Source organism: Streptomyces zaomyceticus (genome assembly GCF_014656215.1).
In the GTDB taxonomy this organism is placed as follows: Bacteria; Actinomycetota; Actinomycetes; order Streptomycetales; family Streptomycetaceae; genus Streptomyces; species Streptomyces zaomyceticus.
Map to the genome: position 1 here is coordinate 243,735 of NZ_BNBZ01000003.1, position 22,686 is coordinate 266,420.

Below are 22,686 nucleotides of genomic sequence, written 5' to 3' on the forward strand. Positions count from 1 at the left end.
CGACAGGGTGCCGGGGGTTGTCGGGGTATGTCCGGGGAGTCGGGGGTTGTGACCCGAACGAGGGACGGCGCCCTGGTTTCGGGGCGCCGTCCGTGGGATGCGGGGTGGGTGGTCGCGGCCGGGCGGGGCGGGGCGTACCCCTGTCGGGCGGTCCCCCCTCCGCCCGGCCACGCTCTCCGCCCGGCCGTACCCTCCGTCAGGCCTCGCGGGCCCTGAGGGCTCGGGCGAGGTCGTCGAGCTGGTCGACGAGCTTGCGGTGGAGGGCCGGGATCATACGGTCGTCGTCGAGGTGCCGCTCGCCCAGCGTCAGGGACTCCTGGTCGATCGCGTACGCCGGGAAGGCGTGGCGGCCGGCCGCCTCGGCCATGGCGGCGCCCCGGCGGTCGCCGAGGGCGACGGCCGCGGGGTAGAAGCGGGGGACGTACTCGCGTACGAGTGCGGCCTGTTCCGGCTGCCAGAAGCCCTGGGCGGTGGCGGTGAAGAGGTAGTTGGAGAGGTCGTCCGTGTCGAAGAGGGCCGACCAGGCCGCCGCCTTGGCCTCCGCGGTGGGGAGGGAGGCCCGGCAGCGGGCGGCGCCCTCCTGGCCCGTGGCGCTCGGGTCCCGTTCCAGTTCGGCGGCGATCGTGGGTTCGTCGGTGGCGCCGAGGACGGCGAGGCGGGCCAGGATGCGCCAGCGCAGCTCGGGGTCGAGTTCCGGGCCGCCGTGGACGGTGCCCTCGTCGAGCCAGGAGGCGATCTTGTCGGGGGTGGTGGCGCTGTCGATGCACGCGCGGACCGCGGTGAGGCGCAGCCCCGGTGCCTCGCCGTCCTCGGTGTGACGGAGCAGGGCGCGGGCGATCTCGCTGATGGTGGCGAGGGCGGCGGGGCGCTGCTCCTCGGTGACGTACCGGTCGGCGATCTGGGCGCGGGCGAAGCCGAGGACTCCTTGGACGACGGCGAGTTCGGTCTCCTCGGTGAGGTGGGCGAGGGCGATCTCCAGGTAGTCGCGGGGGCCGAGGTCGCCGTCGCGGACCATGTCGCGGAGGGCGTTCCAGATCACGGCGCGGGTCAGCGGGTCGGGGATGCGGGAGAGGCCGCGCAGGGCGGCTTCCTCGGACACCTCGTCGAAGCGGAGCTTGGCGTAGGTGAGGTCCTCGTCGTTGAGGACGACGAGGGCGGGGCGCGGGCCGGTGAGCTCGGCGGGTCCGGTCTGGGGGACGTCGAGTTCGCGGCGTTCGCGCAGGACGAGGTCGCCGGAGGGGTCGCGGTCGTAGAGGCCGGCGGCGATCCGGTGCGGGCGGGCGCCGTCGCGGTCGACCGCGAGCTTCCAGTGGAGGCCTTCGCCGGTGAGGGCCGGGGTGAGGGTGTCGACGCCGGTGGTGCGCAGCCACTGCTCGGCCCAGGCGTGGACGTCGCGGTCGGTGGCGGCGGCGAGGTTGTCGATGAAGTCGGCGAGGGTGGCGTTGCCGAACCTGTGGCGCTTGAAGTGGATGTTGATGCCGGCGAGGAAGTCCTTCTCGCCGAGCCAGGTCACGAGCTGGCGGAGGGCGGAGGCGCCCTTGGCGTAGGAGATGCCGTCGAAGTTGAGGAGTGCGGAGGCGGTGTCGGGGACGGACTCCGGGTCGGGGGCGACGGGGTGGGTCGAGGGCCGCTGGTCGGCTTCGTACCCCCAGGCCTTGCGGGTGACGCCGAAGTCGACCCAGGTGTCGGGGAAGAGGTCGGAGCAGGCCTCGTTGAGGGTCTGGTAGCCCATGTACTCGGCGAAGGACTCGTTCAGCCAGATGTCGTCCCACCAGCGCAGGGTGACGAGGTCGCCGAACCACATGTGGGCCATCTCGTGGGCGATGACCATGGCGCGGGTCTGGCGCTCGGTGACGGTGACGGCGGAGCGGAAGACGAATTCGTCGCGGAAGGTGACGAGGCCGGGGTTCTCCATGGCGCCCGAGTTGAATTCGGGGACGAAGGCCTGGTCGTAGGAGTCGAAGGGGTACGGCTCCTCGAACTTCTCGTGGAAGCGGTCGTAGCAGGCCTTGGTGACGGTGAGGATCTCGTCGGCGTCGGCGTCGAGGTGGGCGGCGAGGGAGCGGCGGCAGTGGATGCCGAAGGGGAGTCCGGCGTGCTCGGTGCGGACCGAGTGCCAGGGGCCGGCGGCGAAGCAGACGAAGTAGGTGGAGAGCGGCGGGGTGGGGGCCGCCTTCCAGCGTCCGTCGGGCTGCTGTTCGGTGATGCCGTTGGCGAGGACGGTCCAGCCCTCGGGGGCGTCGACGGACACCTCGAAGACGGCTTTGAGGTCGGGCTGGTCGAAGGCGGCGAAGACGCGCTGGACGTCTTCCATGAAGAGCTGGGTGTAGACGTACGACTCGCCGTCGCTGGGGTCCGTGAACCGGTGCATGCCCTCGCCGGTGCGGGAGTAGCGCATGGTGGCGGTGATCCGCAGGACGTGCTCGCCCGCGCCGAGGCGCAGCGGGAGACGGTTGCCTTCGAGGGTGGTGATGTCGAGGGGTTCGTCGTCCAGAAGGGCGGAGTGCAGGGTTTCGGGCTTCAGCTCGACGAAGGTGTCCCCGGCGGTGCGGGCGGTGAACCTGATGAGGCTGGTGGATTCGAAGGTCTCGTCGCCGGTGGTGAGGTCGAGGTCCACGGTGTAGTGCTGGACGTCGAGGAGCTGGGCACGGGTCTGCGCTTCGTCGCGCGTCAGTACGGACATGGGCCCTATGCTGCCCGATCCCGCCCGGGCCGGGCAGGGGTGGTGGGGCGGAACGCCCCTGGTGAGGGCGAGACACGCCCTCTCCCGGGTGTCTCCCGCCGGGGGTGCGTCCGGGGCGGGTGCCGGGGGCGTGCCGAGCGTCGCGGGGACGCCGGGGCGTGCCGGGCGACGCCGGGGCGCCGGGTGTGCGCGCCGGACGTCGCCGGGGCGCCTCGCGTCCGTGCCGGGCGACGCCGGGCCGCCTCGTGTCCGTGCCGGGTGGCCCTCCGGGGCTCAGGCCAGTCCGGAGCCGTTCAGATGGGCGAAGGCGGCGGTGATCCGCGGGCGGTCGTAGCCGGCCGGGCCCGCCGCGCCGCTGGACAGCAGGGTGTGGAGCAGGATGCGGGCCTTGGCGGGGTCGAGGGGGCCGGCCGGGATCAGTCCGTGGTGCAGCAGGTCGTACTCGGAGCCGGGGCCGCGGTAGGTGTGCGAGAGGGTCGTTCCGCCGCCGGTGCGGGAGGCCAGGACGACCGGGATGCGGCGGGCCAGCTCGGCGAGCGGTTCGACGAGGCGGGCGGGGGCGTGGCCGGCGCCGAAGGCGGCGACGACGAGGCCCTGGAAGCGGTCGTCGACGGCTTCGAGGAGTTCGCCGCGGTCGCCCAGGGAGAGGGTCACCAGGGCCACCCGTACCTGGGGGTCGAGCTTCAGCGGGCAGGCCGCGGCGGGGACGGCGGGCCGGAGGAGGATGCGGGGCTCGCCCTCGACGACGGTGCCGAGCGGCCCGGCGCCGGGCGAGGCGAAGGTGGCGACGGAGGTGGTGTGGGTCTTGCGGGCGAGCCGGGCGGCGTGGATCTCGTCGGCGAGGACGACGAGGACGCCGAGGCCTCGGCAGGCCGGGTCGGCGGCGACGGCGAGTGCGGCGGCCAGGTTGGCGGGGCCGTCGGCGCCGGGCAGGTCGGGGCGGCGCATGGCGCCGGTGACGGCGATCGGCTGCTCGGTGGTGCAGAGCAGGTCGAGGAGGAAGGCGGTCTCCTCCAGGGTGTCGGTGCCCTGGACGACGACCACGCCCGAGCCGGCGGCGACGGTGGCGCGGACCTCGGCGGCGAGTGCGGCGAGGTCCTCGTGGGTGAGGGTGGAGCTGGGGACGCGGCGGAAGTCGTTGAGGACGATGTCGTGGTCGCCGCCGAGTTCGGCGAGGACCTCCTGGCCGGTCATGCGGGCCGCGTCACCGCCTCGTGCGGAGATGGTCCCTCCGAGGGTGAAGACCGTGACGCGGGCCATCAGCGTGCTCCGTCCGCAATCGTCTCGTGGTGGCGGATGACCTCGGCGATGATGAAGTTCAGGAGTTTCTCCGCGAAGGCCGGGTCCAGTTTCGCGCTCCCGGCGAGTTCCCGCAGCCGGGCGATCTGGCGGGCCTCGCGGTCGGGGTCGGCGGGCGGCAGCTGGTGCCGGGCCTTGAGGACGCCGACCTGCTGGGTGCACTTGAAGCGCTCGGCGAGCATGTGGACGACCGCCGCGTCGATGTTGTCGATGCTTTCGCGCAGCCGGGTCAGTTCGGCCCGTACGGAGTCGTCGGGCTGGGACGGGGACGGCTGGGACTGGTGGCCGGTGGACTCGCTCATGATCTGCGAGCTTAGACGGATCTCGGGGGGATCGTGGGCGGGTGTTCGGGATCCGGAACGCGGTTGCTCCAGCCTCCGTGCACGGACCGTCCCTGCTGCTCGCGGAAGCGGATGGGGGCGGTGCCGACCCGGCGGGTGAACAGCCGGGAGAAGTAGGCCGGGTCGTCGTAGCCGACGCGGCGGGCGACGGCGGCGACGGGCAGTTCGGTGGCGGCGAGGAGTTCCTTGGCGCGGCCCAGGCGGACGGTGAGCAGGTAGTCCTTGGGGCTGCATCCGGCGGCGCGGCGGACGGCGGTGCGCAGTTCGGCGGCGGTCATGCCGTGCCGGGCCGCGTGCTCGGCGACGGAGAGCGGCTGGAAGGCGTCGCGGGCGAGGGCGGCGAGGACGGGGTCGCCGTCGGCGTTGGTGTCGGCGCGGGCCCGTCGCAGGGCGACGAGCAGTTCGTGGACGGCGGCGCCGGTCTCGACCTCGAGGAGGGGGTTGCCCGCGCGGGCGGCGCGGGCGATCCGGCCGATGGCGGCGCGGGCGGGGGCGGCGTCGGAGAGGGGGACGACGGGCCGGTCGGGTTCGATGTAGCCGAGTTCGGTGTAGGTGGCGGTGGCGGGCCCGGAGAAGTCGACGAAGGCCTCGTCCCAGCCGGTTTCGGGGTCGGCGCCGTAGTGGTGGGGGGTGCCGGGGGTCAGCCAGAGCAGGGTGGGGGCGGTGACGGTGGTGCGGCGCCCGTCGGCGCCCCGGTACCAGCCGCTGCCGGCGGAGACGACGACGGCCACGTGGTGGTCGAGGGTGCGGGGGCCGACGGTGGGCAGGGTGCCGTGCTGGAGGCCGACGCCGAGGCAGACCAGGCCGAGGCGGTGGTGGACCGGGCTGGGCGTGAAGTAGCGCATCCAGGTGTGGTACATGCGGCGGGGCCCTTCCCTGACGTCCTAACGTCCAAACTGCAACGATCTTTGTCCATGGACCGGCTCACCGCCAGAGGGTGAGGGTGAGGCCATGAGCACGTTCGCTGTGGGTGACGAGGACTTTCTGCTCGACGGACGGCCGGTGCGGCTCCTGTCGGGGGCGCTGCACTACTTCCGGGTGCACGAGAAGCAGTGGGAGCACCGGCTCGGGATGCTGCGCGCCATGGGACTCAACTGCGTCGAGACGTACGTTCCGTGGAATCTGTACGCGCCGGAGCCGGGCCGGTTCGGGGACGTGGAGGCGCTCGGCCGGTTCCTGGACGCGGTGGAGCGGGCCGGGATGTGGGCGATCGTGCGCCCGGGGCCGTACATCTGCGCCGAGTGGGAGAACGGCGGTCTGCCGCACTGGCTGACGGGGCCGCTCGGGCGCCGGGTGCGGACTCTCGATCCGGAGTTCCTCGCGCCGGTGGCGGCCTGGTTCCGGCGGCTGCTTCCGCAGGTGGTGGAGCGGCAGATCGACCGGGGCGGGCCGGTGCTCCTGGTGCAGGTGGAGAACGAGTACGGGAGTTACGGCAGCGACCGGGCGTATCTGGAGTGGCTGGCGGAGCTGTTGCGGCGTTGTGGGGTGAGCGTTCCGTTGTTCACCTCGGACGGTCCCGAGGACCACATGCTGACCGGTGGTTCGGTGCCGGGGGTGCTCGCGACGGCGAACTTCGGTTCGGGGGCGCGGGAGGGCTTCGCGACGCTGCGGCGTCATCAGCCCTCGGGGCCGCTGATGTGCATGGAGTTCTGGTGCGGCTGGTTCGACCACTGGGGCACGGAGCACGCGGTGCGGGACGCGGAGGACGCGGCCCGGGCGCTGCGGGAGATCCTGGAGTGCGGGGCCTCGGTCAATGTGTACATGGCGCACGGGGGGACGAACTTCGGGGGCTGGGCCGGTGCGAACCGGGCCGGTGAGCTGCACGACGGGCCGCTGCGGGCGACGGTGACCTCGTACGACTACGACGCTCCGGTGGACGAGGCGGGGCGGCCGACGGAGAAGTTCTGGCGGTTCCGCGAGGTGCTCGCGGAGTACGCGGAGGGGTCTTTGCCGGAGCTTCCGGAGCCTCCGGCACGGCTCGCGGCGCCGGTGCGGGGCGGGTTCGACGGCTGGGCGTCGCTGGAGTCGGTCCTGGAGGTGCTGGGCGACGAGGAGGTGGTCGCGCCGGTGCCGTCGACCTTCGAGGAGCTGGGTGTGGACCGGGGTCTGGTCCGCTACCGGGTGGTGGTGCCGGGTCCCCGGCAGCCGTATCCGCTGGGGGTGACGGGGCTGCGGGACCGGGCGGTGGTGTACGTCGACGGTTCCCCGGCGGGGGTGCTGGACACGGCGGAGGGGGAGGATCCGGTGCTCGCCGCCCCGGTGGCGGGTCCGGCGGTGGTGGATCTGTGGGTGGAGTCCCTCGGCCGGGTCAACTACGGGCCGCGGCAGGGGGAGCCGAAGGGGATCACGGGCGGGGTCCGGCACGAGCGGCAGTATCTGCACGGGGTACGGGCGCGGGGTCTGCGTCTGGACGCCTTCGGGACGGCGGCGGTGGGCAAGGTGCCGTTCGCCGAGCGGCCGTTCGGCGAGGGGGCGGAGGGCGGCGGCCCGGGGCTGTACCGGGGGGTCCTGGGGGTCACGGGGGCCGGGGACGCGGTGCTGCGGCTGCCGGGCGCGACCCGGGGCTTCGCCTGGGTGAACGGCTTCTGTCTCGGCCGGTACTGGACGGCCGGCCCGCAGGAGGCGCTGTTCGTGCCGGGCCCGGTGCTCCGGGAGGGCGCGAACGAGGTGTGGGTGCTGGAGCTGGAGGGGGACGGGGTGCCGGACATGGAGCTCGGCGTCCTCTGAGCCCTCCGGTCCTTCGTGTCCTCCGCGTCCGCCGCGTCCTCCGCGTCCTCGACGCCCTCGGCACCTCGGCGTCCCTCCGGGGCGCCGGGCCTCGGGGCCTCCGGGGCGGACCGCGGCGCCGGGCACGGCGGTGCCCCGGAGCCGAGGCCGCTCCGGGGCACCAGTACGGGAAAGCCCTACAGCGTGGCCGCGGCGGACTTGATCGCGGCGGCGAAGGTCGAGACCTCCGTGTAGACACCGGGGTAGCCGGCGCGGGCACAGCCCTCGCCCCAGCTCACGATGCCGACCTGGGTCCACGCTCCGGCGTTGTCCTTGCGGAACATGGGCCCACCGGAGTCACCCTGGCAGGTGTCGACCCCGCCCTGGCTGTAGCCGGCGCAGATCTCCTCGCTCGGGACGAGGTCGCTGCCGTAGGAGTTCTGGCAGGAGGCGTCCGAGACGAACGGCACGTTCGCCTTGAGCATGTAGCGCTGCTGGCCCCCGCCCTCACGGGCGGCGCCCCAGCCGGCGACGGTGAAGGTGCCGCTGTTGTACGCGGTGGTCTCGGCGATCTTCAGCGTGGGCAGCGAGTTGATCGGGCTGGCGAGCTTGATCAGCGCCCAGTCCTTGCCCTTGCCGTTGTAGCCCGGGGCCTGGAGGACCTTGGTGGACCTGACCTTGATCGCGCTGCTGCTCTGCAGGTCCACGACTCCGGCGGTGGCGGTGATGCTGGTGTTGTTGCCGGAGCCGCTCACACAGTGGGCCGCCGTGAGGACGACCTGCGGGGTGATCAGCGAGCCGCCACAGCCCATGGAGAGCCGGACCATCCAGGGGAACTCGCCCTGGGCGGCGCGGACGCCACCGACGACGGGGGCGGGGGCCGCGGAGGCCGAGGTGGTGGGCTGGAGGCTGACGGCCGCCAGGACGACGGCGCCGGCCGCGGCCAGCTTCTGGAGTGCGCGGACCATTCGGTTCTGATTCACGTGTCTGCCTTCTCTCATGGGGGGTTGCCTCGACGGACAATGACATGCGCCCGTCAAGTCATGTCCGGAGTATGGACAGCGGGCAACTGCCGCCACAAGGAAGTGTTTTCGGCCACGCCGGACGACAGGACCGTACAGTGGGCGGGAAGGGGGGTCCGGTATGCCGCACGGACAGGGGGGCGGTCGTGTCGTCCACGGCTTCCCGCACCGGGCCTCGGTCGGGGCCTCGCTCACGGCGCTCTACCGGCGCCTCTCCCCCGACGGAGTACACCGCTACCCGGTGAGTGTGCCGCCCTCGGACGTCGCTCTCGACGACGACGAGGACCTCCACCTCGGCACCCAGCGGGTGGCCCGCGCCCTCGTCCGCCATCTGCGGCTCCCCGAGGCGCGCATGGTCGTGAGCTTCCGTCCGATGGAGCACGCGGCGGCCGTCGAGCTCGCGGCGGGACCCGAGTACTACGTGGAACTCAACGACCGGTTCCGGACCCGCCGCCGGGACATCGGCGCGGCCCTGGCCCACGAGATCACCCATGTGCTCCTGCACCGGCTCGGCCTCGGCTTCCCCGGCACCGCCGAGAACGAGATCCTCACCGACGTCGTCACCACCTATCTGGGCGCGGGCTGGCTGCTGCTCGACGCCTTCCGGCAGGACGGTGTCGAGAGCCAGAAGCTGGGCTATCTGACCCCCGAGGAGTTCGGCTACGTCCTCGCCAAACGGGCCGAGGTGTTCGGTGAGGACCCGTCACCGTGGTTCACCAGCGCGGTGGCGTACGAGGCATGGGTACGGGGCCGGGCCGAGGCCGACCGGGAGCGGACGGCGGCGCCGCTCGCCGGGGCGGGCTGGGCCGAGCGCCGGCGGTACGGCTGGGAACGGCGCCGGGGCCGGGCCGGCGAGGGCGCCCCGTACACCTTCGACGGCGGCGCGCCGGCGACCGGTGTCTCGTTCCTCTGCCCGGTCTGCCGGCAGCGCCTGCGGATCCCCGCGGGGCGGGCGCTGCGGGCCCGCTGCGGGGTGTGCCGCACGGTCCTGGAGTGCGGAGGCTAGGTCGTCCCTTTCATCCACCGGGGGAGACGACGCTTTCAAGCGTCCGGTCCATCGGGTAGACGCGCTCCACGGGAATCAGCCGCTGTGCCTTGGCGGCGCGCCCGGTCCGTATCAGCGTCGAGGCCTTACGGACCTGGGGGGTGAGGTCGGTGAGGCCGACGACCCAGTCGTCGGCGAACGTGCGGATCAGATGGCGGCCGATGCCGACCTGGATGCTGTAGTGGTTCAGTGCCGCTCCGCGCGGCGAGCGCTCCGGGTCCCACTGGACATGTACGGCCGCCCGGGCCACGGCCGCCGGGTCGGCGGTCGTCAGCACGGCCTGCGACAGGGCCTCCTCCCAGCCCTCCCGGGTCATCCGCACCGCGAGGACACGTTCCTGGCCGGGCTTGCGGGCCCAGTTGCTGCGGTGCATCAGCCACATGAAGGACGGCTTGATCCACGTCATCCGGTGGAACGAGAACGGTGCGACGAAACGGCCCGCCCGCAGTGCCGCGTCGGCGATGGCGGACGAGTACGCCTGGTAGACCACGATGGTGCGGGCGTCGTGGTCGGCACGGATCTGGTACGGGGGCGTCATGCGCCGCACCCTGCCAGTCGGTGCGTCGGCGGGGCGAGCCGATTTCGCCCCGCCGCCACCGGAGGCCGGTTCGAAACACGCCTAGGGGGTGTCCGGAACGTCCTGGACCAGGCTCTTGTGGAAGTGGATGTCCTCGGCGTCGCCCGGGATGCCGAGAACCCGCCCGGTCTCCACATAGCCGTGCCGCCGGTAGAAGTCCGGGGCCTGGAAGGTGAAGGACGAGACGTTGACCCGGTCGCATCCGCGCCGCCTGGCCTCGTCCTCGGCGGCGCGCAGGAGCCGGCTCCCCCAGCCGTCCTTCCGGCTGTCCTCACGGACCCAGAGCATGTCGATGCCGAAGAGACCGCTCCAGGTCCAGCCGGTGAGCCCGCCGATCAGCCCGCCGTTCGCGTCGACGGCCCTCACCGACAGTTCGCCCTGGTCCTCGGGGGTGGTGTGCGTCGCCGCGAAGTTGATCGCGTCGAGCCCCTCCTCCAGGAGCTTCGCGAGGGCGGCGTCGCCGTGGCCGACTTCGATTGCGGGGTCGTCGTGATGGTGCGTCATACGGCTCGATTCTGGCACGGGCGTACGAGGGGCCACGGCGCCGGGAGACGGGGCGGGCACGGCGCCGCGAGGCGGGGCGGGCACGGCGCCGGAGGCGGGGCGGGCACGGCGCCGGAGGCGGCCGAGGGAATCCGATTTGCGCCAGGACCGGACGGCGGGTCAGGGTCGGCGCATGAGCACGCTGTTCGACGCCATCCGCGACGGGGACGAGGACGGGGCCGTACAGGCCCTGCGGAACGGGGCCGACCCCGAGGAGCGGGAGGACGAGGAGACCGCTCTGTACCGGGCGGCCGTCGGCGACGAGGCCGGAATCGTACGGGTGCTGCTGGCCGCCGGGGCCGACCCGGGCCGCGGCAGCGGCGAGGACGGCGACGATCTGCCGCTGTGCGGCGCGGCCGTCGGCGGGCACACCGAAGTGGTGCGGGCGCTGCTCGCGGCGGGCGCCGGGGCCGACCAGGAGGAGGCGTACGGCTTCACGGCCCTCTCCTGGGCCCTGCGGCTCGGGCACGCCGACACGGCCAGGGTGCTGCTGGAGTACGGCGCCGACCCCGACCGGCGCGGACCCGACGGGATCCTGCCGCTCGTGGCCGCCGCCCGGCGCGGCTCCACCGGCTGCGTCCGGGCGCTCCTGGACCACGGGGCGGCGGCGCGGGAGGCGGGGCTGCGGGAGGCGCGGCGCTGGATCGGCGTCGACATGGCGGCCGAGCTGCGGCGCGGGCTCGTCGCGGGGAACGAGGGCGGGCAGACGTACGAGGCCGTGATCCGCCGGGTCAAGGAGGACGGCGGGGTGACGGTCGTCGTGGAACTGCTGCGCGAGAACGGCGCCCCCGGGCGCGGCGACGACCGGGGGACCGGGCACGCCGCCATCGCCACCCTCCTGGAAGCGGCGCTCGGGCTCCGCACCTCGCACGAGGAGCTGGCGGCGCGGGCGCTGCGCTGCGGCGACCCGGAGCTCGACGACTGGACGACGGCGGTGACCGAGCTGGCCGGCCGGGCCGACGAGGAGACCTTCGTGGCGGCGGCCGCCTGGTGCGCGTACCGCGATCCGCTGCGCCGGGCGCTCGGCGCGCGGGTGCTCGGCTCCCTGCCCGGTTTCGCGCCGAGCGCGGTCCCGGTGCTGCGGCGGCTGGCGGCGGAGGTGACGCTGTCGGCGCGGGAGCCGGTCCTCTCGGTGGTGTGGGCGCTCGGGGAGTGCGCGGAGCCGGCCGCCGTGCCCGAACTGCTGGCCGCGGCCGGGCATCCGGACGCGGCGGTACGGCGGGCGGTCGCGGGCGCGCTGGCCGGGATCGTGCCGGCCGGGCACACGGAGGCGCTCGGGGTGCTGCTCGCGCTGAGCCGGGACGGCGACGCGCGGGTACGGGACTGGGCGACGCTCGCGCTCGCCGAACTGCCCGACGACACCCCTCTCGTACGGGAGGGGCTCGCCGAGCGGCTCGGCGACAGCGATCCGGAGACGGCGGCGGAGGCGGCGCGCGGGCTCGCGATCCGTCAGGATCCGCGTGCGGTCGACGCCCTGGCCTCGGTCCTCGCGGACGGGGAGGCGGAGAGCGCGGCGCGGGAGACGGCGCTCGCGGCCCTGGAGTACGTGCGGGACCCCCGGGTCAGGACCCGGCTGGAGTGGACGTTCCCGCGCAGCGCCTGAGGGACCGGTCGGGTCCGGGGCCGACCGAGTGGGGCCGACCGGGTAGGGCCGACCGGGTAGGGCCGACCGGGTAGGGCCGGTCGGCCCCGAGGGCGGGTCGGCCCCGAGGGCGGGTCGGGTGGGGCCGGTCTCAGCAGTTGTGGTCGATCAGGTCGAAGGACGCGTAGTGGTCGGCGGTGTAGTAGTCCTCCCGCGCCGAGTCGCCGGTCACGATGCGGCGGGCGCCGCGGGTGGAGGACCCCGGGGTCTCGACCGTGTACTCGTGGTAGTAGCCGACCGTGCGGGCCGGCAGGATCCGCTCCCGGTTCTGGAAGACGGAGCCGTCCTGGCTGTACGGGAACGGGCCGCCCGCGTCGATCAGGCTCAGGGTCGTGTGCGCCTGGCCGGGGAGGTCGGAGGAGCAGATCTCCCCGACGGCCGCGACCGAGGCGAACGGGGTCGTGACGGCGGCGGGCGCGGGGGCCCCGGCGGCGGTGGCGGGGGCGCCGAGCAGGAGGGAGGACAGGAGGGCGGTGGCGACACCGCCGGCGAGGGTGAATCGAGGGGGGATTCGCATGACGGCGATGATGACGCGCGTAGAACCGGCCCGGAAGGCCGATTCCCTTCAATTCTCCGGATGTTGACCTCGTGCTCGCGAACGTGGGGATCCTGTGAGCATGACTCCGGGGCCCTTCCGGACCCGGCGGCCGCGCCGCGCGTCCGGGCCGGCCGCCGCGGCCGCCCGCCCGGACGCGCCCCGCTCAGGCCCCGTACACCGGATGCGGCGGCTCCGCCTCCGCGAGGAGGCGCCGGGCCGTCTCCCCCGCCTCCGCCGGGCTCCGGCGCGTACCCTTCTCCGCCGTCGGGCCCGGCCGCCAGCCCTCCATGACGGTGAGCCGGCCGCCCTCGGACTCGAAGACCCTGCCGGTCACGCCGTCCGAGTCGGCCGAGCCCAGCCACACCACCAGCGGGGACACGTCCTCGGGCAGTGCGTCGAGCCCCTCGAAGACCCGCTCGGTCATCCGGGTCCTGGCCGCCGGGGCGATCGCGTTGACCTGGACCCCGTACCGGGCGAGTTCCGCCGCGGCGACGAGGGTGAGGCCGACGATCGCGGCCTTGGCCGCCGCGTAGTTGCCCTGGCCGACGCTGCCGAGGAGCCCGGCGCCCGAGGTGGTGTGGACGACGCGCGCCACCGGGGCGCGCCCGGCCTTCGTCTCGGCCCGCCAGTGCGCCGCGGCGTACCGCAGCGGCAGGAAGTGACCCTTGGCGTGGACCCGCATGACCGCGTCCCAGTCCTTCTCGTCGAGGTTCACGAGCATCCGGTCGCGCAGGAAGCCCGCGTTGCTGACGAGCGTGTCGAGCCGGCCGTAGGCGTCGAGGGCGGTCGCGACCAGGGAGGCCGCGCCCTCGGTGCTCGCGATGTCACCGCCGTGGGCGAGGGCCTCGCCGCCCGCGGCTCTGATCTCCTCGACGACCGCGACCGCCGGGCTGTCGGGCCCGGGGCGGCCGTCGAGACCGACCCCGAGGTCGTTGACGACCACCCGGGCGCCCTCGGCGGCGAAGGCGAGCGCGTGCGCCCGGCCGAGTCCGCGGCCCGCTCCCGTCACGATCACGACGCGACCCTCGCAGATTCCCATGTCAGCTCTCCTTGTCGGCGGTGGTGACGGTGACGTTCACGGTGTCGACGGTCGCGGTGTCGGCGGTCGGGACATTGATGCTCGGAACGTTGGCGGCCGTGGCGTTGGCGGTCGCGGCGTCGAGGAAGGCGGGGCGCTCCCCTCCGCCGTGCACGAGGAGCGAGGCTCCCGAGACGTAGGCCGCCCGGTCGGAGGCGAGGAAGACGGCCGCCTCCCCGATCTCGTCCGGTGCGGCGAGCCGGCCCAGCGGTACGGTCCGGCCGACGGCGGCGATCCCGGCCTCGTCGCCGTAGTGGAGGTGGGACAGTTCGGTCTCCACCATGCCGAGGACGAGGGTGTTGACCCGCACCTCGGGGGCCCATTCGACGGCCATCGAGCGGGCGAGGTTCTCCAGGCCCGCCTTGGCCGCCCCGTAGGCGGCCGTGCCCGGTGAGGGCCGGGTGCCGCTGACGCTGCCGATCATGACGATCGCGCCGCGCGCGGCGCGGAGCAGCGGGTGGGCGGCGAGGCTGACGGTGAGCGGGGCGGTGAGGTTCAGGGCGAGCACGCGCGCGTGGCGTTCGATGCCGCCCTCCTCGTCGTCCAGGAGCCGGTACGGCGTGCCGCCCGCGTTGTTGACGAGGGTGTCGAGCCGTCCGTACCGCTCGGCGAAGTCGTGGAAGAACTCTCGTACGGCCGCGGGTTCCCGCAGGTCGACGGGGTGGAACTCGGCGGTGCGGCCCGCCGCCCCGACCGGTGCGTCCGGCGGTCTGCGGGCGCAGACGGCGACCCGGGCGCCGGCCCGCAGAAAGGCGCGTGCGATGCCCGCGCCGACACCGCGGGTTCCGCCGGTGACGAGCACGACCCTCCCGTCCAGCTCCATGGGCTGCTACCTTCCCCCTCAAGAGATACCTAACAAACGTTTGGTGGAAAGGTAGCTGATCCGCTCATGGGTGTCTGCACCTCTCGCCCCACCGCGGGCGTGGCTCTGGTCACCGTCGACTTCCCACCCGTCAACGCCCTGCCCGTCAAGGGCTGGTACGCGCTCGCCGACGCCGTCCGCGCGGCGGGCCGCGACCCCGAGGTCCGCTGTGTCGTCCTCACCGCCGAGGGCCGCGGCTTCAACGCGGGCGTCGACATCAAGGAACTGCAGCGGGACCCCGGGCACACCTCATTGATCGGCGCCAACAGCGGCTGCGCCGAGGCCTTCGCGGCGGTGTACGAGTGCGAGGTCCCGGTCGTCGCGGCGGTCGCCGGGCACTGCCTGGGCGGCGGCATCGGCCTCGTCGGCAACGCCGACGCGATCGTCGCCGCCGAGGACGCCGTCTTCGGGCTCCCCGAGCTGGACCGGGGCGCGCTCGGCGCCGCCACCCATCTCGCCCGGCTCGTGCCCCAGCATCTGATGCGGACCCTCTACTACACCTCGCGGACCGCGACCGCCGCCGAACTGCACGCCCACGGCTCGGTGTGGAAGGTCGTCCCCCGTCCCGAGCTGCTCGACGCGGCCCTCGGCCTGGCCGGGGAGATCGCCGCCAAGGACGGCACCCTCCTGCGCCTCGCCAAGGCCGCCCTCAACGGCATCGACCCCGTGGACGTCCGGCGCAGCTACCGCTTCGAACAGGGCTTCACCTTCGAGGCCAATCTGAGCGGTGTCGCCGACCGGGTCCGCGACACCTTCGGGAAGGAGAACTCCCCGTGACCGACAAGACGATGACACCCGAGGAGGTCGTCGGCCGGCTCCGCTCCGGCATGACGATCGGGATCGGCGGCTGGGGCTCGCGACGCAAGCCGATGGCCCTGGTCAGAGCCCTGCTCCGGTCCGAGATCAGTGATCTCACGGTGATCTCCTACGGCGGCCCGGACGTCGGCCTGCTCGCCGCCGCCGGCCGGATCCGTCGGCTCGTCGCCCCCTTCACCACCCTGGACTCCATCCCCCTCGAACCCCATTTCCGGGCCGCCCGCGAGCGCGGCGCCTTCGAGCTCACCGAGCTCGACGAGGCGATGTTCATGTGGGGCCTGCACGCCGCCGCCAACCGGCTGCCCTTCCTGCCGGTCCGGGCCGGCCTCGGCTCCGACGTGATGCGGGTCAATCCGGGCCTGCGGACCGTCACCTCCCCGTACGAGGACGGCGAGGAGTTCGTCGCCGTGCCCGCTCTGCGCATGGACGCCGCCCTCGTCCACCTCAACCGCGCCGACCGGCGCGGCAACGGCCAGTACCTCGGCCCCGACCCGTACTTCGACGACCTGTTCTGCGAGGCGGCCGACACCGCGTACCTCTCCTGCGAGCGGCTCGTCGACCGCTTCGGGCCGGACACCGTGCCCCAGACCCTCCTCGTCGGCCGCCACAGCGTCACCGGCGTCGTCGAGACCCCGAACGGGGCCCACTTCACGTCCTGCGCGCCCGACCACGACCGTGACGAGCCCTTCCAGAAGCTCTACGCCACCACCCCCTGGTCCGAGTTCGCCGAGCGCTTCCTGTCGGGCAAGAGCGAGGACGACTACCAGAACGCCGTACGGGCCTGGCACGACGAGCGCGAGGAGCGGAAGTGACGAGGGAAGCGACGACGGAGGCGACGGCAGCGGTGACCAGCCGGGCGGAGTACTGCGTGATCGCCTGCGCCGAGGCCTGGCGCGACAACGGCGAGGTGCTCGCCAGCCCCATGGGCCTGATCCCCTCGTTCGGCGCCCGCCTGGCCAGACGCACCTTCTCCCCCGATCTCCTCCTCACCGACGGCGAGGCCCTGCTCGTCGGCCTCGACGGGGAGCCCGAGGGCTGGCTGCCGTACCGCAGGCATCTCACGATGGTCACCGGCGGAAAGCGGCACGTGATGATGGGCGCCAGCCAGATCGACCGGTACGGCAACCAGAACATCTCCTGCATCGGCGACTGGGAACGGCCCACCCGTCAGCTCCTCGGCGTCCGCGGGGCACCGGTCAACACGCTCAACAACCCGGTCAGTTACTGGATCCCCAAGCACTCGCCCCGGGTCTTCGTCGAGCGGGTCGACATGATCAGCGGGGTCGGCTACGACCATGCCGTCGGGCCGTACCACCGCCTCCCCCGGGTCGTCACCGACCTGGCCGTCCTCGACTTCGAGTCGCCCGGCCACGCGATGCGGCTCGCCTCCGTCCACCCGGGCGTCACCGTCGACGAGGTCCGCGCGGCCACCGGCTTCGACCTGGTGACCGACGGCGACGTGCCGTACACCCGCGAGCCGACCGCCGAGGAGCTGCGGCTGATCCGCGAGGTCGTCGACCCGCGCGGGCTGCGGGACCGCGAGGTCGCGCCCCGATGAGGACCCCGCTCACCGAGCTGACCGGGGTCCGTCACCCGATCGTGCAGACCGGCATGGGCTGGGTCGCCGGTCCCCGGCTCGTGACCGCCACCGCGAACGCGGGCGCCCTCGGGATCCTCGCCTCCGCCACGATGACCCCGGCCGAACTGCGCGCCGCCGTCCGCGAGGTGAGGTCCCGCACCGACCGGCCCTTCGGGGTGAACCTGCGCGCCGACGCGGGGGACGCCCGCGAGCGCGTCCGGATCATCGTCGACGAGGGCGTACGGGTCGCCTCCTTCGCCCTCGCCCCCTCCCGCGACCTGATCGCCGAGCTCAAGGACGCCGGGGTGGTGGTGATCCCCTCCGTCGGCGCCCGGCGGCACGCCGAGAAGGTCGCCGGATGGGGCGCGGACGCGGTGCTCGTCCAGGGCGGGGAGGGCGGCGGCCACACCGGCGAGGTCGCGACGACCGTGCTGCTGCCGCAGGTGGTGGACGCCGTCGACATCCCGGTGATCGCGGCCGGCGGCTTCCGTGACGGACGGGGCCTGGTCGCCGCCCTCGCCCACGGGGCGGCGGGCATCGCCATGGGCACCCGGTTCCTGCTGACCTCCGACTCGACCGTGCCGGACGCGGTGAAGGCCCGCTATCTGGCGGCCACGGTCAAGGACATCACGGTGACGACGGCCGTCGACGGGCTGCCGCACCGGATGCTCCGTACCGAGTTCGTCTCCTCGCTCGAACGGGCGGGCCGGGTAAGGGGGTTGACGCAGGCGGTACGACGGGCGGCCGGCTTCCGGAAGCTCTCCGGGCTCTCCTGGGCGGCGATGGTCCGCGACGGCCTGGCCATGCGCCACGGCAAGGACCTGTCCTGGAGCCAGATCCTGCTCGCCGCGAACACCCCGATGCTCCTGCGGGCCTCGATGGTCGAGGGCCGCACCGACCTGGGCGTCATGGCCTCCGGTCAGATCGCCGGAGTGATCGAGGACCTCCCCGGCTGCGAGGAACTCGTCGCCCGGATCATGTCCGAGGCCGCCCAGGTGCTCCGGGCGCTCCCGCACCCGGAGCCGTGACCCCGCCCGAGACCCTCGACACCCCCGAGCCGCAAAGGAGTCCGGCCGTGCACCTGTCCCGACGCGCTCTGCTCACCGCCACCGGCACCACCGCCCTGCTCACCGCCCTGCCCACGGAGGCGACCGCCCGCCCCCGGACCGCGCGGACGCCCGCGATCCGGCAGATCCCGCTCCAGGGCGCCGTCAACGTCCGTGACCTCGGCGGATACCCCACGTACGACGGGAGCCGGGTCCGGTACGGCCTCGCCTACCGGGGCGACCACCTCGCCAAGCTCACCGACGCCGACCTGACCACCCTCGCCGGGCTCGGCCTCCGCTCCGTGGTCGACCTGCGGATCCCCCTGGAGGTCGGGTACGACGGCGCCGACCGGCTGCCGGCCGGCGCCCTCCCGGTCCCCCGGCCCGTCACCGACAACGGCCTGTTCGGGCAGCTGCTCACCGCGATCGGCTCGCGCGACCCGGTGCGGCAGGAGGAGCTGCTCGGCGGCGGGCGGGCCGCCGCGTTCATGCGCGAGGTGTACCGCACCTTCGTCACCGACCCCGCGAACCGGGCCGCCTTCGCGGCGACCCTGCGGGACCTCGCCGACCCCCGCCGGGGGCCGCTGCTGCTGCACTGCACCTCGGGCAAGGACCGCACCGGCTGGGTCGGCTGGCTCCTGCTCACCCTGCTCGGCGTGCCCGACACCCTCGCCCGCGCCGACTACCTGGCCTCCAACACCTTCCGCGCCGCGTACGACGCACGGGTGCGCGAGGGATTGAAACAGGCCGGGCTCATGCAGAACCCGGCCCTGATCATTCCGCTCCAGGAGGTGCGGGCGGAGTACCTCGACACCGCCCTGGAGCAGCTGCGCTCCTCGTACGGGAGCGTGTTCCGCTACGTGTCGGTCGGCCTCGGCCTGGAGCTCCGCGAGCTGCCGGCACTGCGCGCACGGCTGGTGCCCGCGGCCTGACGCCCGGTGCGACCGGCACCGGCGCCCCCGGGGGCACCGCCTCCGCCGCCCGTGCCGGAGCCGGCGCCCCGGCCACCGCCGGACGCGCGGCCCGAGCCACCGGCGGCACCGGCGGTGCGGCCGGCGGAGCCCGCCGTACGGCCCGAGGAGCCCGCCGTGCGGCCCGAGGCCGTACCGGTGGCGCCGGAACGGCCGGAGCCCGCTCCGGCACCGGTGGCGCCGCCGGCCGCGGCCGGACGACGGCGTCGGCCGGAGGAACGGCCACCGCCGGCGCCGGCCGGCTTGCGCGGCTGGGTCGGCTGCGGGGTCTCGACGACGACCGGGACGCCCGAGGGCTCCTTCGCGCCGGTCAGCTCGGCCAGCTCCTCGTCGCTGGACTTGATCTGCGCCGTACGGGGGCTGATGCCCGCGTTCGACATCAGACGGCCCATGTCGCGCTTCTGCTCGGGCAGGACCAGGGTGAAGACGCTGCCGGACTCACCGGCACGGGCGGTACGGCCGCCGCGGTGCAGGTAGTCCTTGTGGTCCATCGGCGGGTCGACGTTGACGACCATGTCGAGGTCGTCGACATGGATGCCGCGCGCGGCCACGTTCGTGGCGACGAGCGTGGTGACCTGACCGCTCTTGAACTGGTCCAGGGTCCGGTTGCGCTGCGGCTGCGAACGGCCGCCGTGCAGCCCGGAGGCCCGTACGCCGTTGGCGAGGAGCCGCTTGACCAGCCGGTCCACCGACCGCTTGGTGTCCAGGAAGAGGATCGTCCGGCCGTCGCGGGCCGCGATCCGCAGCGTGACGGCCTTCTTGTCGGTCTCGTCGGCCACGTACAGGACGTGGTGCTCCATCGTGGTGACCGCGCCGGCCGACGGGTCGACCGAGTGCACGACCGGGTCGTCGAGGAACATCTTGACCAGCCGGTCGATGTTCCGGTCGAGGGTCGCCGAGAACAGCAGTCGCTGCCCGCCCGGCTCGACCTGCTTCAGCAGCTTCGTGACCTGCGGCAGGAAGCCCATGTCGGCCATCTGGTCGGCCTCGTCGAGGACGGTGACGGCGACCTGGTCGAGGCGGCAGTCGCCCCGGTCGATGAGGTCGTGGAGACGGCCCGGCGTGGCGATGAGGATCTCGGCGCCGCGCCGCAGCGCGGAGGACTGCCGGCTGATCGACATGCCGCCGACGACCGTGGTGATCCGCAGCCGCAGCGCGGCGGCGTACGGGGTGAGCGCGTCGGTCACCTGCTGGGCGAGCTCGCGCGTGGGCACCAGGACCAGCGCGAGCGGCGCGCCCGGCTCGGCGCGGCGGCCGGCGGAGCGGGCGAGGATCGCGAGTCCGAAGGCCAGGGTCTTGCCGGAGCCGGTACGCCCGCGGCCGAGCACGTCACGGCCGGCCAGCGAGTTCGGGAGGGTCGCGGCCTGGATCGGGAACGGCTCCGTGACGCCCTGCTCACCCAGGGTCCGCAGCAGCCCCTCGGGCATGTCGAGGTCGGCGAAGGAGGCCACCGCGGGCAGCGCGGGAGTGACCGTCTCCGGCGGCGTGAACTCGCTCGGCGGCGGGGGCGCGGTGGGACGGCGGCCGCCGCGGGAGTTCTTCGGCTGCGACGTGGACTTCGCCTGGGAGGTGCGGGGGCTGCGCTTGTGGGGGCGCTCGGAGCGGGTCATGCGTGCCTTTCTGGCCGGTGCTCGCGGCACAGCGGGGGCCCGCACCTGCACGGTGCGGGCCCCGGCTGCTCTACCCGGAACACGCGATACGGGCCCCGGCTGTTTTCCCGGAACGCGTGATACGAGCCCCGGATGTCTCTACCGGAACAATAGTGCGCCTCGGGACCTTCCCGCCCCGCCCGACGGATGCCCGGACGGATCAGGCCAGCCCAGCGGCTCGCGACGTGGGCGACCTCACAGCCCGACGGCGCCGCCCACACCCCGCCGGTGACCGTCACGGCCGCCGGACGCCACGCCGCCCACGCCCGCCTCACAGCCGCTCGATGATCGTCACGTTCGCCTGACCGCCGCCCTCGCACATCGCCCCCTCCCCCACCGGCCACCCTCGCACCGCTCGGCCCCGAGGGGCCTCCCCGGCTTCGGGCGGCTGCGCCTGCCTCCGGCAGGACGGTCCCGGCACCCCGCCGGTGACCGTCACGACCGCCCCACGCCACCCCGCCCCGCACGCCTCACAGCCGCTCGATGATCGTCACGTTCGCCTGACCACCGCCCTCGCACATCGTCTGGAGGCCGTAGCGGCCGCCGGTGCGTTCCAGCTCATGGAGGAGGGTGGTCATGAGTTTCGCGCCGGTCGCGCCGAGGGGGTGACCCAGTGCGATCGCGCCGCCGTTGACGTTGACCTTCGCGGGGTCGGCGCCGGTCTCCTTGAGCCAGGCGAGGACGACGGGTGCGAAGGCCTCGTTGATCTCGACGAGGTCGATGTCGTCGATGGTCAGACCGGTCTTCTTGAGCGCGTGGGCGGTCGCCGGTATCGGTGCGGAGAGCATCCGGATCGGGTCCTCGCCGCGGGCGGAGAGGTGGTGCACCCGGGCCCGGGGGGTGAGCCCGTGCTCCCGTACGGCCCGCTCGCTCGCGAGGAGCAGGACGGCCGCCCCGTCGGAGACCTGGGAGGAGCAGGCGGCGGTGATGGTGCCGCCCTCGACGACCGGTGCGAGTCCGGCCATCTTCTCCGCGCTGGTGTCGCGGCGCGGCCCCTCGTCGACGCGGACCTCCCCGTACGCCACGGTCTCCCGTCCGAAGCGGCCCCCGTCGATCGCCCGCAGCGCCCGCCGGTGCGAGCGGAGGGCGAATTCCTCCTGGTCGGCGCGGGTGATCCGCCACTTCTCCGCGATCAGCTCGGCGCCGTGGAACTGGTTGACCGGCGCGTCGCCGTAGCGGGCGCGCCAGCCCTCGCTGCCGTGGAAGGGCCCGCCGGTGAGGCCGAGTGGTTCGGCGGCCTGCCGGGAGGCGAAGGCGATGGGGATCATCGACATGTTCTGCACGCCGCCGGCGACGACCAGGTCCTGGGTGCCGGACATGACCGCCTGGGCGGCGAAGTGCACGGCCTGCTGGGAGGAGCCGCACTGGCGGTCGACGGTCACCCCGGGGACCTCTTCGGGGAGGCCCGCGGCCAGCCATGCCGTACGGGCGATGTCGCCGGCCTGCGGCCCGACGGTGTCCAGGCAGCCGAGGACGACGTCGTCGACGGCGGCCGGGTCGATCCCGGAGCGGGCGACGAGGGCCTTGAGCACATGGGCGCCGAGGTCCGCCGGGTGGACGGACGAGAGTCCGCCCTTCCGGCGCCCCACGGGCGTGCGGACCGCTTCGACGATGTAGGCCTCGGGCATGGGGGCTCCTTCTGGTGTCTTCCTGGGTGTCTAGGGACGTACGGCGATTCCGTCCAGGACCATCGACAGGTACTGGCGGGCGATCTCCTCGGGGCTGTGCAGGCCACCCGGCCGGTACCAGGACGCGGCGACCCAGACGGTGTCGCGGACGAACCGGTAGGTGAGGCGGACGTCGAGGTCGGCGCGGAAGATCCCGGCCTCGACCCCGCGCTCCAGGGTGCCGAGCCAGGCCTTCTCGAACTTGAGCTGCGAGTCGGTGAGGTAGTGGAAGCGGGGCTGGTCGGTGAGGTGCCGGGACTCCTTCTGGTAGATGGCGACGGCGGCGCGGTGCCGGTCGATCTCGCGGAAGGACTCGGTGACGAGGGCCTCGATGGTCTCGCGGGGCCCGAGTCCGGCGTCGAGGACGGCGTCGTACCCCTCCCACAGCTCGCCGAGGAAGGTGGAGAGGATCTCGTCGAGCATCGACTCCTTGGAGTCGAAGTGGTAGTAGAGGCTGCCGGCGAGCATTCCGGCGGCGTCCGCGATCTTGCGGACGGTGGTGGCGTTGTACCCCTGGGCGGCGAACACCTCGGCCGCCGTGTCGAGGAGTTCACGGCGCCGCTCGGGCCCGCCGCTCACCGGGGTCTTCTTCTTGCTTGAGCTCTGGGGAGTGTTCGGCACA

Annotated in this window: 21 protein-coding genes; 8 read left to right on the forward strand and 13 right to left on the reverse strand. The window is 73.8% G+C overall.

Annotated elements, in window-relative coordinates; all coding sequences use genetic code 11:
• Positions 1-196: 196 nt before the first annotated feature.
• The 4 genes from pepN to IE311_RS06205 all read right to left on the reverse strand — a co-directional run bounded on the left by pepN (position 197) and on the right by IE311_RS06205 (position 5,183).
• Positions 197-2,683, reverse strand: a complete 2,487-nt coding sequence (gene pepN / locus IE311_RS06190) for an aminopeptidase N (RefSeq protein WP_189830541.1) — start codon at positions 2,681-2,683, stop codon at positions 197-199.
• 273 nt (positions 2,684-2,956) lie between these two features.
• Positions 2,957-3,943 (reverse strand): asparaginase, encoded by a 987-nt coding sequence (locus tag IE311_RS06195; protein ID WP_189830542.1) that lies wholly within the window; start codon positions 3,941-3,943, stop codon positions 2,957-2,959.
• On the reverse strand, positions 3,943-4,284 hold the full coding sequence (locus IE311_RS06200; RefSeq protein WP_189830543.1) for a chorismate mutase: 342 nt from the start codon (positions 4,282-4,284) through the stop codon (positions 3,943-3,945). Before IE311_RS06200 ends, IE311_RS06195 begins: the two co-directional genes overlap by 1 nt.
• 11 nt (positions 4,285-4,295) lie before the next feature.
• Positions 4,296-5,183, reverse strand: coding sequence for an AraC family transcriptional regulator (locus tag IE311_RS06205; protein WP_189830544.1), 888 nt, complete (start codon positions 5,181-5,183; stop codon positions 4,296-4,298).
• A 91-nt stretch (positions 5,184-5,274) separates the two neighbouring features.
• Here IE311_RS06205 and IE311_RS06210 point away from each other — a divergent pair, with 91 nt between their 5' ends.
• Positions 5,275-7,050: a glycoside hydrolase family 35 protein gene (locus IE311_RS06210; protein ID WP_189830545.1), complete on the forward strand. Its 1,776-nt coding sequence runs from the start codon at positions 5,275-5,277 to the stop codon at positions 7,048-7,050.
• A gap of 176 nt (positions 7,051-7,226) precedes the next feature.
• On the opposite strand, the gene IE311_RS06215 is transcribed toward IE311_RS06210, so the two are convergent.
• Positions 7,227-7,997 carry a S1 family peptidase gene (locus tag IE311_RS06215; RefSeq protein ID WP_229901764.1) on the reverse strand — a complete coding sequence of 257 codons (771 nt, stop codon included), beginning with the start codon at positions 7,995-7,997 and terminating at the stop codon, positions 7,227-7,229.
• A 175-nt stretch (positions 7,998-8,172) separates the two neighbouring features.
• On the opposite strand from IE311_RS06215, the gene IE311_RS06220 reads away from it, so the two are divergent.
• Positions 8,173-9,057 (forward strand): hypothetical protein, encoded by an 885-nt coding sequence (locus tag IE311_RS06220; protein WP_189830547.1) that lies wholly within the window; start codon positions 8,173-8,175, stop codon positions 9,055-9,057.
• A 10-nt stretch (positions 9,058-9,067) separates the two neighbouring features.
• Here the strand turns inward: IE311_RS06220 and IE311_RS06225 are convergent, their stop codons facing one another.
• Entirely contained in the window at positions 9,068-9,634 is a 567-nt protein-coding gene (locus IE311_RS06225) for a DUF4291 domain-containing protein (protein ID WP_189830548.1), read from the reverse strand.
• A gap of 81 nt (positions 9,635-9,715) precedes the next feature.
• A complete protein-coding gene (locus tag IE311_RS06230; protein WP_189830549.1) occupies positions 9,716-10,177 on the reverse strand; it encodes a GNAT family N-acetyltransferase in 462 nt (153 codons plus the stop codon).
• Between the two features lie 172 nt (positions 10,178-10,349).
• Between IE311_RS06230 and IE311_RS06235 the strand changes: the two genes are divergently transcribed.
• Positions 10,350-11,819 carry an ankyrin repeat domain-containing protein gene (locus tag IE311_RS06235; protein WP_229901752.1) on the forward strand — a complete coding sequence of 490 codons (1,470 nt, stop codon included), beginning with the start codon at positions 10,350-10,352 and terminating at the stop codon, positions 11,817-11,819.
• Positions 11,820-11,949: 130 nt separating this feature from the next.
• Here IE311_RS06235 and IE311_RS06240 read toward each other — a convergent pair whose 3' ends face one another.
• The 3 genes from IE311_RS06240 to IE311_RS06250 all read right to left on the reverse strand — a co-directional run bounded on the left by IE311_RS06240 (position 11,950) and on the right by IE311_RS06250 (position 14,297).
• Entirely contained in the window at positions 11,950-12,375 is a 426-nt protein-coding gene (locus IE311_RS06240; RefSeq protein ID WP_189830551.1) for a guanyl-specific ribonuclease, read from the reverse strand.
• Between the two features lie 184 nt (positions 12,376-12,559).
• Positions 12,560-13,435, reverse strand: a complete 876-nt coding sequence (locus IE311_RS06245) for an SDR family oxidoreductase (protein WP_189830552.1) — start codon at positions 13,433-13,435, stop codon at positions 12,560-12,562.
• A gap of 1 nt (position 13,436) precedes the next feature.
• Positions 13,437-14,297 carry an SDR family oxidoreductase gene (locus tag IE311_RS06250; protein ID WP_189830553.1) on the reverse strand — a complete coding sequence of 287 codons (861 nt, stop codon included), beginning with the start codon at positions 14,295-14,297 and terminating at the stop codon, positions 13,437-13,439.
• A gap of 66 nt (positions 14,298-14,363) precedes the next feature.
• Here IE311_RS06250 and IE311_RS06255 point away from each other — a divergent pair, with 66 nt between their 5' ends.
• The 5 genes from IE311_RS06255 to IE311_RS06275 are packed head-to-tail and all read left to right on the forward strand — an operon-like array spanning position 14,364 to position 18,709.
• The gene (locus IE311_RS06255; protein ID WP_189830554.1) at positions 14,364-15,113 is read left to right on the forward strand and encodes an enoyl-CoA hydratase family protein; all 750 of its coding nucleotides are present in this window, start codon (positions 14,364-14,366) and stop codon (positions 15,111-15,113) included.
• On the forward strand, positions 15,110-15,964 hold the full coding sequence (locus IE311_RS06260) for a CoA transferase subunit A (RefSeq protein ID WP_189830555.1): 855 nt from the start codon (positions 15,110-15,112) through the stop codon (positions 15,962-15,964). The genes IE311_RS06255 and IE311_RS06260 overlap by 4 nt, the downstream gene beginning before the upstream one ends.
• The gene (locus tag IE311_RS06265) at positions 15,961-16,710 is read left to right on the forward strand and encodes a CoA-transferase subunit beta (protein WP_373313758.1); all 750 of its coding nucleotides are present in this window, start codon (positions 15,961-15,963) and stop codon (positions 16,708-16,710) included. Before IE311_RS06260 ends, IE311_RS06265 begins: the two co-directional genes overlap by 4 nt.
• The gene (locus IE311_RS06270) at positions 16,707-17,759 is read left to right on the forward strand and encodes an NAD(P)H-dependent flavin oxidoreductase (protein ID WP_189830556.1); all 1,053 of its coding nucleotides are present in this window, start codon (positions 16,707-16,709) and stop codon (positions 17,757-17,759) included. The genes IE311_RS06265 and IE311_RS06270 overlap by 4 nt, the downstream gene beginning before the upstream one ends.
• A gap of 47 nt (positions 17,760-17,806) precedes the next feature.
• Entirely contained in the window at positions 17,807-18,709 is a 903-nt protein-coding gene (locus IE311_RS06275; protein ID WP_189830557.1) for a tyrosine-protein phosphatase, read from the forward strand.
• Here IE311_RS06275 and IE311_RS06280 read toward each other — a convergent pair.
• The 3 genes from IE311_RS06280 to IE311_RS06290 form a co-directional block, all read right to left on the reverse strand.
• Positions 18,634-20,358, reverse strand: a complete 1,725-nt coding sequence (locus IE311_RS06280; protein ID WP_189830558.1) for a DEAD/DEAH box helicase — start codon at positions 20,356-20,358, stop codon at positions 18,634-18,636. The genes IE311_RS06275 and IE311_RS06280 overlap by 76 nt on opposite strands.
• Before the next feature lie 509 nt (positions 20,359-20,867).
• Positions 20,868-22,025: an acetyl-CoA C-acetyltransferase gene (locus tag IE311_RS06285; protein ID WP_189830559.1), complete on the reverse strand. Its 1,158-nt coding sequence runs from the start codon at positions 22,023-22,025 to the stop codon at positions 20,868-20,870.
• A 30-nt stretch (positions 22,026-22,055) separates the two neighbouring features.
• Entirely contained in the window at positions 22,056-22,685 is a 630-nt protein-coding gene (locus tag IE311_RS06290; RefSeq protein WP_308439796.1) for a TetR/AcrR family transcriptional regulator, read from the reverse strand.
• Between the last annotated feature and the right edge of the window lies 1 nt (position 22,686).

Bases quoted from the DNA above. Each gene is read 5' to 3' on its own strand.
- pepN (WP_189830541.1), bottom strand. From the start codon at position 2,683: ATGTCCGTACTGACGCGCGACGAAGCGCAGACCCGTGCCCAGCTCCTC.
- IE311_RS06195 (WP_189830542.1), bottom strand. From the start codon at position 3,943: ATGGCCCGCGTCACGGTCTTCACCCTCGGAGGGACCATCTCCGCACGA.
- IE311_RS06200 (WP_189830543.1), bottom strand. From the start codon at position 4,284: ATGAGCGAGTCCACCGGCCACCAGTCCCAGCCGTCCCCGTCCCAGCCC.
- IE311_RS06205 (WP_189830544.1), bottom strand. From the start codon at position 5,183: ATGTACCACACCTGGATGCGCTACTTCACGCCCAGCCCGGTCCACCAC.
- IE311_RS06210 (WP_189830545.1), top strand. From the start codon at position 5,275: ATGAGCACGTTCGCTGTGGGTGACGAGGACTTTCTGCTCGACGGACGG.
- IE311_RS06215 (WP_229901764.1), bottom strand. From the start codon at position 7,997: ATGGTCCGCGCACTCCAGAAGCTGGCCGCGGCCGGCGCCGTCGTCCTG.
- IE311_RS06220 (WP_189830547.1), top strand. From the start codon at position 8,173: ATGCCGCACGGACAGGGGGGCGGTCGTGTCGTCCACGGCTTCCCGCAC.
- IE311_RS06225 (WP_189830548.1), bottom strand. From the start codon at position 9,634: ATGACGCCCCCGTACCAGATCCGTGCCGACCACGACGCCCGCACCATC.
- IE311_RS06230 (WP_189830549.1), bottom strand. From the start codon at position 10,177: ATGACGCACCATCACGACGACCCCGCAATCGAAGTCGGCCACGGCGAC.
- IE311_RS06235 (WP_229901752.1), top strand. From the start codon at position 10,350: ATGAGCACGCTGTTCGACGCCATCCGCGACGGGGACGAGGACGGGGCC.
- IE311_RS06240 (WP_189830551.1), bottom strand. From the start codon at position 12,375: ATGCGAATCCCCCCTCGATTCACCCTCGCCGGCGGTGTCGCCACCGCC.
- IE311_RS06245 (WP_189830552.1), bottom strand. From the start codon at position 13,435: ATGGGAATCTGCGAGGGTCGCGTCGTGATCGTGACGGGAGCGGGCCGC.
- IE311_RS06250 (WP_189830553.1), bottom strand. From the start codon at position 14,297: ATGGAGCTGGACGGGAGGGTCGTGCTCGTCACCGGCGGAACCCGCGGT.
- IE311_RS06255 (WP_189830554.1), top strand. From the start codon at position 14,364: ATGGGTGTCTGCACCTCTCGCCCCACCGCGGGCGTGGCTCTGGTCACC.
- IE311_RS06270 (WP_189830556.1), top strand. From the start codon at position 16,707: ATGAGGACCCCGCTCACCGAGCTGACCGGGGTCCGTCACCCGATCGTG.
- IE311_RS06280 (WP_189830558.1), bottom strand. From the start codon at position 20,358: ATGACCCGCTCCGAGCGCCCCCACAAGCGCAGCCCCCGCACCTCCCAG.
- IE311_RS06285 (WP_189830559.1), bottom strand. From the start codon at position 22,025: ATGCCCGAGGCCTACATCGTCGAAGCGGTCCGCACGCCCGTGGGGCGC.